Consider the following 15622-nt stretch of genomic DNA (forward strand, 5'->3'; position numbering starts at 1 on the left):
GACAAGGGGGCCATGCACTACAGTGCTCCCTGTTGCGCTGTTCCTGCGGGCATCGGCACCAGCCGGGTCACTGCGACGGGTTTTTCCAGCAGGCCTTCGAGGGAGGCGTTCAGGCGTTTGACCGGTTCACCGTGGCCGTGGGCGTCGAGCAGCGCAGCTGATTCCCATTTCTCGATCATGAGGATCTGGTTGTTTGGGGCCTCGTGTATCGCGTAGAGCAGGCAGCCGGGTTCCTGGTGGACTTCGCTGATTGCGGGGGAGAGGGCGGCGACGACCTGGTCGAAGGCGCCCTCCTTCGGGCTGAAAGCAGCGGTGACGACGATGGTCATGGTGAGGTTCTCCTTGCGCTAAGGGTGCCCGTGAGGGCGTGGGAGGGTCCTTGGGGACACGGCGCGGACCGACGGGTAAAGTCCGTCGGTCCGCGACGAGCATCCGCAGGGTGTTCTTGACTCAGCTGAGAGCGGCGAGGTTTTCCAGGGGCCGGGCTTTCACTGGACGCCAGGTTCAACCCAAGATGGAATTCCCGCTTGTCAGCTACTTCGACACTGTCTCAAGGGCAACGGCAAGGGCTTCGGTTTCGCGGCGCAGTTCGAGGGCCTGGGCGAGCGAGTCGTCCATGATGACGTCTTCCCAGCGGACGATCCCGCCCTTGGCCACGTCATTGCGCAGTTCCACGTGGTGGGCCAGCGCGACTGGCAGTGCACCGGTAGTCACGGAGTGCTTCGCGGAAACGAGTTGGCCCCAGACGGTGTATCCGCCTTCGCCGTCGAGGAATTCACCGGCTTTAAGGTCTTTTTTGGCGGTGGCGACCACGTCGCCAAAGAACCCGATGGGTGAACCCGTGGGGATTCCGCGGAGGACGGCGTTGGCGATTGATACGTTCAGTTCCAGGCCGACGTAGTGGTAGGGGCGGTACAGGGCAGCGTACTGGCCGGTGGGGTCCGGGTGCCAGGGGTATTCGTTGAAGCAGCCGGAGACGTAGGCGTTGGTGGCCTTCACGACGACGAAAACGCCTTCCTGGGTGTTGTGGGGGATCCAGGTGCCGTCGCGGTTGACACTGGACATGACGTCGACGGTCCCTTCGTGTGCGAGGGCTCCTCCGACGTCGGCGGGCCGGCAGATTGAGGCGATTTCCTCCACGTCTCCCGGGGTGAACGTCAGCCCGGTGTCAGAGGGGATCAGTCCTGCCCCGTTGGCGACGGCAGCCATCTCGATGGCGGCCTTGGTGCCGTCCCGGAAGGAGGTGTGCATGTTGGGGTTCAGCTGCCCGGAGTCGGTGAGTTCCTTGGAGAATTCCCAGTTTTCCCAGACGTTGTCGGGGTTCATCTCGTGGTAGTGCTCGAGGAATTTGGCGCCCTTGCCGGCGCAGACGACGTCGAATCCGCTGGTGCGTGCCCAGTCGACGAGTTCCATGATCAGGGCCGGCTGGTCGCCGTATGCCATTGAGTAGACAACGCCGGCTGCTTCTGCCCGCTTGGCCAGGGCGGGCCCTGCCAGGGCGTCGGCTTCAACCGTGACCATGATGATGTGCTTTTTCGTTTCGATGGCGCGCAGTGCATGCTTGACGCCAACGATGGGGTTGCCGGTGGCTTCCACGATGATGTCGATGTCGACGTCGAAAAGCTCATCGGCGTTGGCCACGATCGCGGTTGAGCGGTCCCTCAGGGCGGTTGCTATGTCGGGGGCGATCTGGTCTTTGGGCCATCCAACGAGTTCAAAAGCACCTTCAGCGCGCTTGACGTTAATGTCCGCTATGGCGACGACGTGGATGCCCGGAATGTTGTTTGCCTGGGCCAGGTACATCGTCCCGTATCGGCCGGCGCCGATCAGGCCAACCCGGATGGGCTTTCCGTCGGCCTCACGCTGGGACAGGAGTTTATGCAGATTCATGAGTTGCCTTTCAAGGGATACGGCGCTGTTCCGGAAGGGATGCGGGCTGGTCTGGAGTTGACCGCAGCTTTTGGGGCTCTACTTTTAAACTTGCGGCTTGCCGCCGTTGGTAGTGAGGCAGCAGAACAAGCGGGACCGAACTAAGGTAAAATAAGTGGAACCGGTACACTTTTATTTCACAGGGACAGGCCCAAGGTCAAGCCCTAGGCTGAAAAAGGTTCCAGATGTCCAGGAAGTGCCACCTAAGGAGTAGGCGTGCAGAAACAACCGACCATCCGCGATGTTGCCCAGGCGGCCGGGGTGTCCGTTGCAGTCGTCTCCCGGGTGCTGAACCCGGGATCAGGTTCAGTCGCCGCAGCTACCCGCGGCAGAGTAAACGACGTGATGAAGAACCTCGGTTACCACCCCCGTACGGCAGCCAGGGAGCTTAAATATGGCCCGCCTACAACGCTGGGGCTGCTGCTCGCTGATGTCTCCAACCCCTTTTTCGCCCGACTCGCCGACCGGGTGGTGCAGGAGGCGCACTCGCGCGGAATCCAGGTGCTGCTGATGACCACGCAGGAGGATGACCAGCTGGAGTCAGAGCGTCTGGCGACACTGATCGAACGAAGAGTCAGTGGGATTATCGCGACGCCGACCGGCAACAACCTGGCGATCTGGGAGCAGCTTCAGGACCTCGGGACGGATGTGGTTTTTGTCGACCGCTCCATACCGTCGCTCCCCGACGTTGACGTTGTGAGCATCGACAACTTTGAATCCGCCCGGTCCGCAACGGCGCTGCTGGCGGCGCATGGCCACCGCCGCATCGGGATCATCTCGGGCCCGGCTTCGTCTACTACCGGACGGGACAGGATTGCCGGCTATCGGCAAGCCATGGAAACGGCCGGCCTGGAGCAGGATGAGCTCCTCATCCGGCACGTAGCGTTCCGCGGCCCGGCGGGAGGAGATGCCGCGTCGGCGCTGCTCAGCATCGAGGACCCGCCCACCGCCTTGGTGGTGGCAAATACCGCCCAGGTGACGGAAGTTCTGCGGCGCCTCTCCCACGCCGGAATCGACATCCCCGGGGCGCTGTCCATCATCGTCTTCGAAGATTCGCCCTGGACGGAACTCATGACCCCAGCCCTGACAATTGTCAGGCAACCCATAGATCTGCTCGCCCGGCACTCCGTGCAGCTCGCTTTGTCCAACACGCAGGGCAAGACGCCGGGAAAACGCACCGTCATACGGGTAGCCGCCGAACTGGTCGAACGGTCCAGCGTTGCCCGGCTGCAGTTCCCGAAGTAACTCAAAGCTGGCATCCGCTCCTCAAAGGTTTACAGCCGCGCCCCGCCTGTGGTAAAAAAGTGTACCGGTTCCACTTCGGGATGATTCACGGCGGGAAGGCAGCCTGCGCGAGCACCGCCGCGTCTACAAAACACTGGGCAAGCGGGACGAGAAAGCAGCAAGAGCAGCCCTTCTCGACCATATCCGCACAGCCCAGGACGCTTAATCACCGCCATCAAAGCATCAGTACCCCTGTCCGTGTAGGCCAGGAACCAGCAAGTATTCAAAGGAGAATCAGATGCCCAAGCGCATCCTGGCCACCGTAGCTGTGGCCGTTGCACTCACCGTTACTACTGTCCTCACCGGTTGCGGCGGGGGCGGGGCGCCCGGCGCCGGCGCGCCCAGCACCACCATCCGCCTCGGCCTCGGCGACCCCGCAACCTCTTCCGTGGGCGTCACTGGAAAGCACTTCGCCGACAAGGTTGCCGAGCTGAGCGACGGCAAGGTCAAGGTCGAGACATTCCCCGACGGCACCCTTTTTGGCGGAGACCAGAACGCCGCCGTCAACCTGCTTGGAAACGGCACGCTGGACTCGACCATCATGTCCACCTCGGTATACGCGTCCTTCGAACCAAGAATGAATGCCATCAGCCTTCCCTACCTCTTCAAGGACACGGATGAGGTCACCAAGTACCTCCAAGGCGAACCGGGCAAGGAACTGCTGGGCTCACTGGACAAGCTGGGCATCAAGGGCGTGTCCATGCTGACCCGTACTCCACGGCACACCACCAACTCGATGCGTCCCATCACCCAGCCCGAGGACTTCAAGGACCTGAAGCTCCGCGTACCGCAGAACGACCTCTGGGTTAAGTTCTTTGGCTCACTGGGCGCCAACCCGACGCCGATGGACTTCAAAGAGGTTTACACCGCCCTGCAGCTCGGCACTATCCACGGCCAGGAAAACCCTCTGGAAGTTCCAGTCAACAACAAGTTCTTCGAAGTCCAGGACTACCTCTCCCTGACGGGCCACATCTCCGACGGCTTCGTCCTTGGGTTCAGCAAGAAGAAGTGGGACTCCTTCGATGAGGACACCCGGAAGGTCCTGCAGGAAGCAGCGGACGAGACCGCTGACTTCAAGACAAAGTACGACAACGACGAAGCCACCAAAACCCTCGACAAGCTCAAGGGCGAAGGCGTGAAGATCAACGAGCTGACGCCCGAAGCCAGGGAAAAGTTCCAGGCGGCAGCGCAGAAGGTCTACCCCGAGCTTGAGGGCAAGGTGGGCAAGGAATTCGTCCAGTCAAGCCTTGAATTCCTTGGACGTTGAGGTGACGGGTCCAGTGCAGGAGACGAGTTCAGTGCATGATGATGGAAGCACCCCAACCCGGGGGGCCGAACACCAGGCGGCCGAACATAGCATCAAGGTGGTTCCGGTAGGCGAAGTCTCGGAACCTCATGGTCTGATCTGGAAGGCCGTGGATGCTCTCCTCTTCGTCGGAATCTGCGCGATGCTGCTCAGCCTTGCTGCCCAGATGGTCAGCCGGCAGATGGGAGCCTCGCTGCCATGGACCGAGGAACTGACCCGTTTCCTGTTCATGGACACCACCTTCCTGGGGATGGCAGCAGGCTTCCGGGCCGCCGTGCACCCGCGTGTGAACTTCGCTGTGGCGTGGGGACCAGCCTGGCTCAAGCAAGTCAGCATGCATCTCTACGCCATCTGCGGGACCGTGTTCTTCAGTGTCCTGCTCTACAAGACGTGGGAACTGATGCTGCAGCAGTACGCCGCCGGAGAGTCCAGTCCTGCCCTGGGACTGAAGATGTTCCTGGTAACCCTGCCCCTGGTGATCAGCGCGGCACTGGCCATCGTCGCCCATATCACAACCGTCTACTTCTCCCCGTATATGCGTAAGAGAATCCTCGAAGGAGAGATGATCGCATGAGCCTGACCCTGCTGGGCATATTCCTCCTCCTGCTGCTGCTGGGCGTTCCGCTCTCGGTCTCACTCGGCATTGGCGTCATCGCCACGCTGCTGATCTTCGACATCCCCCTCGAACTATTACCGCAGTCCATGATGAGCTCCATGAACAGCTTCCTGCTGGTTGCTGTCCCCTTGTTCGTCCTGGCCGGCAACCTCATGGCCGGAGGGGGTATCTCGGACCGGATCTTCCGTGGCGCCGAAGTCATCTTCGGCCGCTTCCGCGGCGGCCTTGGCCAAGTGAACATCGCATCGAGCGCAATCTTCGGCGGCATCTCCGGTTCCTCCGTTGCCGACATTGTCAGCCTCGGCAAGATCGAGATCAAGGCCATGACTGACCATAAGTACCCGCGGCCCTACGCGGCAGCGATGACCATGGTCACCGCTACCCTGTCCTCACTGATACCGCCGAGCATCCTCATGATCATCGCCGCCTCGACCGCGAACGTCTCGGTAGGCGCTGCACTCGCGGGAGGATTTGGACCGTCCATTGTCCTGATCATCGTCCTGATGCTTGTGAATTTCTTCCTGTCGGCACGCCATGGTTACGGCGAGGTCTCAAGGACGCCTTTCAAGAAGGGCCTTCGGATCGTCCTCGGGGGAATCCCGGCCATGGGCGGCCCGGTGATCATCCTGGTGGGCATGTTCAGCGGGCTCGTCACGCCCACGGAGGCGGCCGCCGTTGCCGTCTTCTACAGCCTGCTGGTCGGCATCTACGTCTACCGGGACATGAAGTGGCGCCAGATGCCCAAGATGATCGTGGACGCCGGCCTCACCACCGGCACCATCCTGCTCATCGCCATGATCGCCGGCGTCGCCTCTTACATCTTCACCATTGACGGGCTGCCGGCAAAGGTCAGCAGCTGGCTGCTGAGCGTCAGCACTAACCCCACCATCGTCATGCTACTGATCGGCCTGATCCTGATCGTCATCGGAACCGTGATGGACAAAGTCGCAGCCATCCTGCTTTGCACACCGGTGCTCATGCCCGCGGCCGTGTCTTCCGGTGTGGATCCCGTCCACTTCGTCGTTTTCCTCGTTGCTGCCCTTGCCGTTGGCCTGGTCACGCCGCCTGTCGGCGTCTGCCTGTTCGCGGCATCCTATGTCAGCGGGCTGCCGATGGAGAAGATCGTGAAGGCCGCGGTGCCGCTGTACGTGGTCATGGTGATTGCCATCGTCATGCTGGCCATCTTCCCGCAACTCATCCTGTGGCCGTCTGATCTCCTGACCAAGCAGTAACGCCGCCCCCAATTCGCTATCGCCTACAGTCACAGAAACAGGACAACCATGCCTTCCCCCATCCGGAAAACCGTCAGCAGCTACATTGCCGGTTCTGCACGCCCTAATCGCTAAAGGATCCCCAATGCCTGAACATGACCACCCAGCGCTTGCCCTGATGGGATTAGGGCCGATGGGGGAACCCATGGCGCGCCGGCTGCTGAAGGGCTACGGCGAACTGACAGTCTGGAACCGGTCTACTTCGAAGGCCGAAGCCTTGGTGGGCCTGGGCGCCCGCGTTGCGACCTCACCCTTTGAGGCGGCCGCCGACATCGTTCTCACCGTGTTGCCAGACCTAAGCCACGTCGAAGCGTTGCTTCCGGGAGAAGAGGGCCTGATAGCCGGATGGACAGCCAAGGGCATTGCCCGACCGATACTCGTCGTGCACGGAACCGTCTCGCCGGGGGCAGTGGCGGCCTTTGGCGAACGGATGCTTCGCGAACACGGCGTCCGAGTCCTGGATGCCCCCGTCAGTGGCGGCACCGTGGGCGCCGAAAACGGCACCCTGAGCATCATGGTGGGCGGGCACGAAGACACGTTTAGCTCGGTCACCCCGGCGTTCGGGTTCATGGGCAGCACCATCCGGCACATGGGCTCGGGAGGTTCGGGCGCGCTGGCCAAGGCCTGCAACCAGATCGTGGTCGCCGGCACGGTCACGGCAGTTTCCGAAGCCATGCTTCTCGCGCGCGGCGGGGGACTGGATCCATCGGTGATGCTTGAACTGCTTCGGGGTGGGCTGGCCGACTCCGAGGTGCTGCGCCAAAAAGGGCACAGATGGATAGACGGCGATTTCACTGGTGGCGGCAGCGCCCAAAACCAGCTGAAGGACCTCAACTTCGTGCTGGGGGCGGCTAGAACAGCACTCCTGGAGCTGCCCCTGAGCACGGTAATCCGGGATCTTTTCGAGGATATGGTCGCGCGGGGCGACGGCGCCCTTGACCACACAGGAATCCTCCGGACCCTTGCACAGCGCACCAGCGCAGCCCTGTGAACATCTGTTATCAGGCACCCGCAGGGCGCTTGATAACAGAAGGCCTGTCACGAGCGGGTGTCGAGGTAGTGCAGAATCGCCCGGGCCGTTTCCTCCGGAGCGCTGACGTGGGGGCAGTGCCCGGTGGCCTGGAGCTGCACCAGGGTGCTGTGATCCAGATTCTTGTGCAGGTAGGCGCCCACTTCCGGAGGGGCAAGCCGATCGTCGGAGCACTGCAGAATCAGGCAGCTGGTGCGCAACTTTTTCAGTTCAGGGCGGGTGTCGGAGAAAAAGGTTACCCCGGCGAAGTGCCGTGCGATGGTCGGATTTGTCCGGCAGAAGCTGCCACGCAGATCCTCCGCTAATTCCGGCTCTTGCGGGTTGCCCATAACCATGGGCGCCAAGGCCGCGGCCCAGGCGAAATAGTTGCTGTCCAGAGATGCCAGCAGGCCCTCGATGTCTTCCCGCGAAAACCCGCCCACGTAGCCGTCGTACGAGTCATCCGTATGACGGGGTGAAGGAGCAAGCAGGACCAGGTGGGAGAAACGGTTGGGGTCCTGCACTGCGGCGATCACGGCGATCATCGTGCTGACACTGTGGCCCACCAGGATGACGTCCTCAAGTTCAAGGGCGGCGCAAATCTCCAGCAGGTCCGACGCGTACCCATCCAGGGACCCGTACTTCTCCCAGTCATAGGCACTGATGTCGGAGTTTCCTGCACCTACATGATCAAAAAGCACCAGCCGGTAATCATCAACGAAATAGGGCAGCAGCTTCCGCCACGTAGCCTGATCGCAGCCAAAACCGTGGGCAAACATCATCACAGGCCCATCATCCCGGCCAAATATGGTGACGTTGTTCCGGCCGATTACCGCAGCAGCTGCTTCGATCACATTCTCACTGACCCTCCGTAGGGTGGCGTCCTGTCCCAGACTATCCACAGGAAATAGCGAATCCTAGGATCCTCCGTGTCCTTGGCCAACGCAGTCAGACTGCTGCACAGCCGCCAGGAGAACGCCCTAGCGATCCCGACGTCGACCCTGACCGCTTCGGCCGCGAGACAGCCGCAATGTGGGACCGGCTCCAAGCCCAAACGCACCATGGAACTGTCCTCAAGCCCCGATTTGTAGCCGGTCCTTGGCCTGCGCGGGCTGTGCCTGCGCGCCCTGCCCGCCTGGTCCAGGAACCTGGCTGGAGACCGGCTTCACCCGCCGGAGTGCCGCAAGGATGGCCCGCCCCACCACCGCGATTCCGATCACCGTGGTGCCCGCGCGCAGGGTGTCCCAGCCCGCCGTCGACGTCACCAGCGAATACAGCAGGAAGCTGCTCAGGTTGGTGCCCAGCGGCGCGCCGGGCACATAGGAGATGCCGGTGCCGGCGCCCACCGCGAACGGCCAGAACCACAGGTTGGTCAGCAGTCCGAACAGGTAGGACGCCACGACGCCGTAGGCCGCCAGCATCCACAGTTCGGCCTTGCCCCGCACGCGTCGTGGGAGCAGGCCAGCCCCGGCGCCCACCCACGCGCAGGCGAAGATCTGGAACGGTGTCCACGGCCCGATCCCGCCCCACAGCGCGCTTGAGAGCGCAATCGTGGCGGCGCCGAGCAGCATGCCGAAACGCGCGCCGAACGCCCTGCCGGCGAGGATCAGCAGGATGAACACTGCTTCAACGCCTCCGACGCCGGTGCTCGCCACCCGCACTGCGGAGCCGACCGCTGCCAGGACGCCGAGCAGCGCCACCGTGTGGGCGGAGCGCACGGATCCGTCGAGGGACACGACGACGGCGACGGCGGCGAGCGGCGCGATGGCCAGCGCCGCGTAGGGGAGGGCCGCAGCGGCATCCTGCGGTAGGGCTGCGGCGAGCAGCGGCCAGCAGAACGCTGCGAGGGCGAGGAGGTTTGCAGCTGCGAGGACGGCGAGTTCCACGCCACGCGGCATCCGGAGTCGGCGCTGCCGTGTCGGGGCGTGCGGGTCCGGTTGTTCGGTGACGCGTGGCCGGGGTCCGGCATTTTCCTGCCGGGGAAGCGGAAGGGGCGGTTCCGGGGCGGCTTCTGGTGCGGAGGCAGGCGCGACGCCGTCACGCATCGGGAGGATCCGGGCACCGAGGCCGTGGGCAAAGTCGTGGTCGTGGGTGGCGATGAGGACCGACGCGCCGGAGTCCGCTGCCGCCCGCAGCGCCGCTGCGACTGCTGCTCGTGCCGCAGGATCGAGTCCGCGGGTGGGCTCGTCGATCAGGAGTACCTGGGGGTTGTCCATGGTCTGCAACGTGATGGCCAGGATCCGGCGTTCACCGGCTGAGAGGTCGCGGGGGTGCTCGTGCCCAATGGGAATCCGGACGTCTCCCCGCAGACTGGCCAGGTGTGAAGCCGCGGAGATTGGGGGACGCTGGTCAGCGCCACGGTCTGCGTGGCGCCCGGCGCGCGCCTGCCGCTTCTCGGCCGCGCGGAGCTCGCCCGCGACCGTATCCCTGGTGAAGAGGTCGTCCGAGGCGTCCGGCACGAGGGCGACGCGGCCGCCGTCGACCGTGCCGCCGTCGACCGTTCCTTCACCCAGGGCGAGCGCCACCAGGAGGGACGACTTCCCGGCACCGTTCGGCCCCACCAGGGCCACCACTTCACCCCGGTGCAGGGTCAGGGACGCCTCGCGCACGAGCGGCTTGCCTTTTCTGTGCACGGCGAGGTTTGTAGCAGTCAGGACGGGCGCGTACTCAGCTGGCTCCGCAGTTGGACGGACCTCGCGCGGCGCAGAAGGGGAGGGCGCCGCACCCGGTACCAGGGCGCCGTCGTCGATGGTCCACCACGCATCGGCAACCGGGACGAACTGCGCCGCTCGGTGCTCCGCCACGATGACGCAGACACCGTCATCGTGGGCGAGGCCGTTAAGCACGGCGATGACTCGGGCGCGGGCCGCGGTATCAAGGTCGGCCAGGGGCTCGTCGACCAGGAGCAGGGCCGGGCGGTCCACCACTGCGGCGGCGATGGCCACGAGTGTTGCCTCACCCGCCGAGAGGGTGCTGATGTTCCGGTCCAGCAGCGCCGACACCCCGATGCGCTCCGCGACCTCCACTACCCGGGCCTTGGCGGTCGCGGAGGCCATGCCGCGCAGCTCAAGGGTCAGGGAGATCTCGTCCCGGACCCGGGTGGAGGCGAAGGCGGCGCGGGGATTCTGCAGGACGACGCCGATGAACCGGGCGGTATCGCGCGGCGCCGTGGCGGCGCGGTCCGTCCCGGCGACGCGCACGGTGCCGGAAATTTCGCCGCCGTCAACGTGGGAGAGGAGGCCGGCGATGCCCCGCAGGACGGTGGACTTGCCGGAGCCGGTGGGCCCGGTAATAACAGTGATGGACCCGCTCGACGGCGTGAATCCGGCGACGCGTATCTCCGCGTCACCGATGCGGAACTGTGCGTCCCGGACCAGAAGCGGGCCGCCGTCGTTCCCTGGTTGGTGCGTTGCCCGGCTCCCGAAGCCGCGCAGCTCCAGGGCCGCGGCAACCCGGCTGGCGTGCTCAAGGGTGCGCTCGAGCACGGGCACCAGGGCGCGGGGCCCGAAGCGTTCGCCCCGCAACCGGAACGCCAGGCGGACGGAGGATACGGCGTCGGCGAGTGCCGGGAGCGCCGCCCAGGCCACCACGAGTGTCCGGGCCAGGCCCTGCATGGGGCCGCGGCGGGCCAGGTGCACGAAGCCGCGGGCAACATCCACCCATGCGTTCAGCAAGCCGAACGCTAGGAACATCCCGGCAATCGGCAGGGCGGACACGACTGCGGCCCACAGGCCTTGTCCCGTGACCGGACCAAGGAAGACCACATGCGCGTACGGGGCAGGCAGCCGCACGGGCGGCAGGTCGAGCAGAACCGGTTCCCCAAGGCCCGCCCCGTTGAAAAGGATGCGGTAGATGACCCGCGCCGCGATGAAGACGACGGCGAGAGCCGCCGCTGCGCGTAGCGGCGCGGGTCGAAAGGTCATGCTGCGGGGGCGGCCGGTTCGCCGTCGACCGTGTAGAGCAGTTCAAGGCTCTCGCCCGGGCTGACCTGCAGGGTAGCGAGGCCTTCCTGGGCGTAGGCCCAGTCACCGGTGGTCGGCTTCACCCAGAGGGACCAGTAGGCAAATGCGGCGGGCATTCCCGCGCACTCTTCCTTGTACGTGCCGCCCTTGTGGGTGATCTCAAGATCCGCGGCCGGGACGCCGTTCACACGGCACACCAATTCGGTGGGGTACTGCGTGGTGCCCACGGTTTTCACCTTGGCCTCTTCAAGCACCTTGGAAGCGGCGGTCTTAGCGTCCACGGACACGCACACGGACGTGTCAGCGGCATCCTGCTTCAAAGAACCCGAATCGACGATGACCTTTACGCCGGTGCAGGACCCGGAGGCGGCGCTGGAGGACGTCGCCGGGGAAACGGGCGCAGGGGTGGTTGGCTGGGTGGCGGCCGGTGTGGAACAGGCGGCGAGGGTAAGCAGGAGACCGGCGGCGGCGAGGGAGCTCGCGGCGGCGGTGCGGATCTTAGTCAAAGTCACCTGTCAAGGGTAAATCGTTGCTTGTCCGGATCCGGATGCCCTCGCGTTGTGTGACGTTCTGGATGGGGGCAGTGCCGAGGCGGCACTGCCCCCATCCAGGCAGCGGACTTGCTTGCCTAGAACCGGGTTGTGCCGCGCATTTTGCGGGGGCGGCCGTCCGGGTCCACTAAAAGGCGGTTTGCAGCATCCGCCCAGAGACGCTGAAGGGGCGGCACCGGTTCTGTAGTGTGGTGCCGCACATGTCCCTTGGGGCGGGGCGAGCGGCGGCCGGTTTTGTGCCAATGGTCCAGAGCGTCGGCGGCGGCATTCCACAGTTTGAGCCCATCCGCCGGGGCATGGAGCTGGGGGTCATTCTGGTCCAGGCCCAGGTGTTCGGCCCAGAGCTGGAGCCGGAGCCCCTGGGCCAACAGACGGGAAGCCCCGGGACCAGTGTCTGCGCCGGGTGTTTCCCACTGACCAGCAGTGGTGTCGATGACCGCGCAGGTAAGCTCGCTGTCCGTGGTCCAGGATCGACGGTTGAAGTTGTCCGACCCGCAAGTGAACCAGGTGTCGTCGATGATGCAGATCTTTGCGTGGACATAAATCGGAGTCCCGGCTCTGTTCTCCAGATTGAACACGCCGAATCTGTCCGGTGCAACGCGGCGCATTCTTTCGATGGCGCGCAGTTGTCCGAGCCGCTTGGGTGGCCCTCCCAGCGGACCGTCGGAGTCCGGGTAGCGTGGCACCACGGCGATCACGTTCAACCCGGGGTTCTGCTCGAGGGCAGCTGCGATTCCGGCTGCGACCTCTGCCGACCACAGGTACTGGTCCTCGATGTAAATCAGCGAGCGGGCCAGGGCGAAAGCTTTCGTGTAAGCCCGGGCAACGCTCCGCTCCCCGCCAGGGGCGAATGGGAACGGCGGATGCTTCACACCATAGGTGCGCAGCAGCTGCACGGCGTGCGGGCCGGCCGGTGGCGGTGCCGGTGCCGTCTCCGGCAGGGGTTCTGGGTGCCGGGGCATATCCGCCAGTCGTTGCAGCAGCATCCGGTAAGGTGTGCGCCGGTCCAGGGGATGGGGGTCATTCCACCGTTCAGCGAACAACTCCAGCACATCCGCCACAACCGGGCCGCGCAGTTCGAGGGCGGCGTCGTGCCACGGGGGTTGTTTCCCGTACCGGGAATCCATGGCTACCGCCTGCGGGTCTCCCGCGTGATCAGCGTCGTCCCGGCGGCTGTGGGAAAGGTCGATCCCGCCCACGAACGCGACGTCCTGCGAAGGGTCTTCACGACGGCGGATGACGAACAATTTCTGGTGATGGCAGCCAAAGAGGCGCACCCGCTGATCCAACAGCACCTCGCCGCCGGCGTCGTTGATCTGGCGGCTGAGGAGCTCGTTGGACCGGTTACTCATGGGGGCAGACACGCGCTCTCCGTGGGACCTCCAGACCAGGCCGCGCACTTCCACTCCCGCCCTGGCTAACCGCGCCAGCAACTCGCCGATCGTCGGCCCGTCCGCCGTAAGCTGCTCGTCTCGATCGCCACGCCAGTCGGTGAACCACACACGGTCTCCCGCCTGCAGAGCCGACAGCTCCTCATGCAGTCGGGCGAAGTAGGTTGCCCCGTGAATCAGGGGCCGCACGAGGTTGCCTTCCGACCACGACGGCGATCCCGCACCGCCCGCGTGCACGCCGGTGGCGTCATTTCCCCGCTCACTGCTACTCAAGAACCAGTAATCAGGACCACTGTTCACTCGATGTTCCCTTCGGGACCCGAGGCCGGTCACTAAGCGTCCGGCCTACTCAGTAGCCTACGACTGTGGTGACCAATGTCATCGGGTTGGGGTCATCGTCCTGGCAATTCCGGAGGTCTGGCGCAGCAACCACGCACCCGACAACCCTGCCCAGCCGGAGGTTTTTATGAGGCAACGTATCGGCCTCCGCGGAGGTTGTTTATGAGCCAGTTCGCAACCTTGTGTCGGCCGACGTCGAGGTCTACCGTAATGCCATGGTTCGGCGAATTCGCGGAGATGCGACAGCGGCGGCGGCCGTCATGGTGGCGGGATCGGCGACGTTCCTGGCCGGGGCTTTTATGCCAGTCTCGCGGGTGTACGTCGAAGGAGACCCGCAGCGCAAACTGGCGATTCTGCTGGCGAACCCTGGGCAGTGGAGTGCCCAGCAAGTGCTCTTGGCCGCAGGCACAGCTGCGTTGCCCGTTGGGGTGGTGATGCTCGCCCGTCACTGGGATACGGGAAGCGACCGGGGCAGTCAGGACCTCTTGGCGGGGCAGCGGCTTGCCCAAGGCGCCGCGCTTGCGTGGGTCGCGGGAGCTGGTCTGTTCCTGGGGCACCTGAAGGCGCGCTACAGGGATCCGGAGGCCTTCGCGTTGGGAAATATGCCCGTATGGCCCTTTCAGGGGTACATGAGGCTGAGCCTTGCCGGCATGGCTGCCCTGGGTGGCGGGTTGCTGGCACGGGCGCGTGCCCACGCCGATTCCGGCGCCCTGCCAAGGGACCCGAGCTGGCCGGGTTGGCTCAATGTGGGCGGGGCCGGAGTCTTCGCCACCGTCCTGGTGTCTACCGGTGACCTGCCGCCCCTGATGGTCTACCTTGTGGAGCTGACGACCGGGGTTGCGCTGATAAGGCAGATCCGCCGGGGCGCCAACCGGGAGAGTCCTGCCTGACTCCTCGCGGATCCTCAAGATGCCGAGCGGGTGTCGAACGCCGCAGCCGACTCCCGCAGGAGGCGTGCAACGGTGTCCACCGGCGTACTGGTTGACCGTCGTCGGTCGAACCGGCGCAGAACGATCCGCCGCGTTCCGAGCCCGGGGACGTCCAGGACGTCGACCCCGTCGTGGGCGACGCCACTCAACGCCAAAGTGGGCACGATCGCGATACCCTCGCCCGCAGCGACGAGCGCGAGTGCGGTCAGCGTTTCCTGGTACTGGTGCACGGTTTCCATCTGGGCGCCCGTTGACTGACGGAGCCGGCCGAGCACTGCAGAGTTGGCGGCTGTGGGCTCGACGCCGAGCCACGGAAGTGGCAGCCGGGCAAGGTCGATGTTCTCGGTACTGAGCAGGGCGCCGGCGGGAACCACCAGTTTCCATGGCTCGTCCAGCAGGGGCTCCTCGGTCATTCCTGCGGAAAGTGAACGCTGTTCGGCCGTCGTCGAATCGAGCTCGACCACGACGGCGTCGAGTTGGCGCTGGCGGAGCAGCCGCATCAGGGCAGGGAAGTCGTCTTCGACGATCCGGATCTGTAATTGCGGGTACTGGGAGCGCCACTCTGGCAGGCGCGGGATCACCACCGTCCGAATGAAGCTGGTGAATCCGCCCACGCGCACTACCCCTGCGATCTTGGCCCCGCCTTCGATGCGGGCGCGGGCGACGCTGAGTGCGCGTTCAATCTCCTCGCCTGCTTCCGCCACTGCCAGTCCGGCGGGTGTCAAAACTGAGCCTTTGGGCGTGCGAACCACCATGGCGTGGCCCGTCTCGTCCTCCAATTTGCTGAGCTGCTGTGAGACGGCCGAGGCCGTAATTCCCAGCTCGTCAGCCGCGGCGAGCACCCCGCCCGTACGGGCAACCGCAAGAAGAACGCGCAGCCTGCGCGGATCGATATCCATGTTAAGTAGTTCTAAACCATACCTTCAGTGAAATGCAATTGCTCTAAAGGTGTTTCGAAACTCATAATTGCTGTTAAACCGGACGTGCCCGGCGGAAGAATCCAGGCAACACCCTCTTCCGAACCACTACCTATAG

The 15622-nt window shown here is 64.6% G+C and carries 13 protein-coding genes and 1 pseudogene; 7 read left to right on the top strand and 7 right to left on the bottom strand.

The window, feature by feature from the left end; all coding sequences use genetic code 11:
• Nucleotides 1–17: 17 nt before the first annotated feature.
• Both CXR02_RS08685 and CXR02_RS08690 read right to left on the bottom strand, forming a co-directional pair.
• Nucleotides 18–329: a putative quinol monooxygenase gene (locus CXR02_RS08685; protein WP_104061612.1), complete on the bottom strand. Its 312-nt coding sequence runs from the start codon at nt 327–329 to the stop codon at nt 18–20.
• A 205-nt stretch (nt 330–534) separates the two neighbouring features.
• A complete protein-coding gene (locus CXR02_RS08690; RefSeq protein WP_104061613.1) occupies nt 535–1890 on the bottom strand; it encodes an NAD(P)H-dependent oxidoreductase in 1356 nt (451 codons plus the stop codon).
• A 255-nt stretch (nt 1891–2145) separates the two neighbouring features.
• Between CXR02_RS08690 and CXR02_RS08695 the strand changes: the two genes are divergently transcribed.
• From CXR02_RS08695 to CXR02_RS08715, 6 genes and pseudogenes are all read left to right on the top strand, one after another.
• Complete coding sequence (locus CXR02_RS08695) at nt 2146–3174, top strand: LacI family DNA-binding transcriptional regulator (RefSeq protein ID WP_104061614.1); 1029 nt, start codon at nt 2146–2148, stop codon at nt 3172–3174.
• 88 nt (nt 3175–3262) lie between these two features.
• A pseudogene (locus CXR02_RS23260) lies at nt 3263–3379 on the top strand (hypothetical protein); the annotation flags it as partial.
• A gap of 72 nt (nt 3380–3451) precedes the next feature.
• A complete protein-coding gene (locus tag CXR02_RS08700; RefSeq protein ID WP_056341054.1) occupies nt 3452–4480 on the top strand; it encodes a DctP family TRAP transporter solute-binding subunit in 1029 nt (342 codons plus the stop codon).
• A 31-nt stretch (nt 4481–4511) separates the two neighbouring features.
• Complete coding sequence (locus CXR02_RS08705) at nt 4512–5093, top strand: TRAP transporter small permease (RefSeq protein ID WP_056341052.1); 582 nt, start codon at nt 4512–4514, stop codon at nt 5091–5093.
• On the top strand, nt 5090–6367 hold the full coding sequence (locus CXR02_RS08710) for a TRAP transporter large permease (RefSeq protein ID WP_104061615.1): 1278 nt from the start codon (nt 5090–5092) through the stop codon (nt 6365–6367). The genes CXR02_RS08705 and CXR02_RS08710 overlap by 4 nt, the downstream gene beginning before the upstream one ends.
• 124 nt (nt 6368–6491) lie before the next feature.
• Nucleotides 6492–7397, top strand: coding sequence for an NAD(P)-dependent oxidoreductase (locus CXR02_RS08715; RefSeq protein WP_104061616.1), 906 nt, complete (start codon nt 6492–6494; stop codon nt 7395–7397).
• A 47-nt stretch (nt 7398–7444) separates the two neighbouring features.
• On the opposite strand, the gene CXR02_RS08720 is transcribed toward CXR02_RS08715, so the two are convergent.
• From CXR02_RS08720 to CXR02_RS08740, 4 genes are all read right to left on the bottom strand, one after another.
• Entirely contained in the window at nt 7445–8269 is an 825-nt protein-coding gene (locus CXR02_RS08720) for an alpha/beta fold hydrolase (RefSeq protein WP_104061617.1), read from the bottom strand.
• 219 nt (nt 8270–8488) lie between these two features.
• Nucleotides 8489–11338, bottom strand: a complete 2850-nt coding sequence (locus CXR02_RS08730) for an ATP-binding cassette domain-containing protein (RefSeq protein WP_104061619.1) — start codon at nt 11336–11338, stop codon at nt 8489–8491.
• Entirely contained in the window at nt 11335–11889 is a 555-nt protein-coding gene (locus CXR02_RS08735) for a hypothetical protein (RefSeq protein WP_104061620.1), read from the bottom strand. Before CXR02_RS08735 ends, CXR02_RS08730 begins: the two co-directional genes overlap by 4 nt.
• Nucleotides 11890–12005: 116 nt before the next feature.
• Complete coding sequence (locus CXR02_RS08740; protein WP_104061716.1) at nt 12006–13592, bottom strand: phospholipase D-like domain-containing protein; 1587 nt, start codon at nt 13590–13592, stop codon at nt 12006–12008.
• 281 nt (nt 13593–13873) lie between these two features.
• On the opposite strand from CXR02_RS08740, the gene CXR02_RS08745 reads away from it, so the two are divergent.
• Nucleotides 13874–14548, top strand: coding sequence for a hypothetical protein (locus CXR02_RS08745; RefSeq protein WP_146072499.1), 675 nt, complete (start codon nt 13874–13876; stop codon nt 14546–14548).
• 14 nt (nt 14549–14562) lie between these two features.
• Here CXR02_RS08745 and CXR02_RS08750 read toward each other — a convergent pair whose 3' ends face one another.
• Nucleotides 14563–15486, bottom strand: coding sequence for a LysR family transcriptional regulator (locus CXR02_RS08750; RefSeq protein ID WP_104061622.1), 924 nt, complete (start codon nt 15484–15486; stop codon nt 14563–14565).
• Nucleotides 15487–15622 lie beyond the last annotated feature (136 nt).

The organism is Arthrobacter sp. 4R501 (genome assembly GCF_002929755.1).
Lineage (GTDB): Bacteria > Actinomycetota > Actinomycetes > Actinomycetales > Micrococcaceae > Arthrobacter.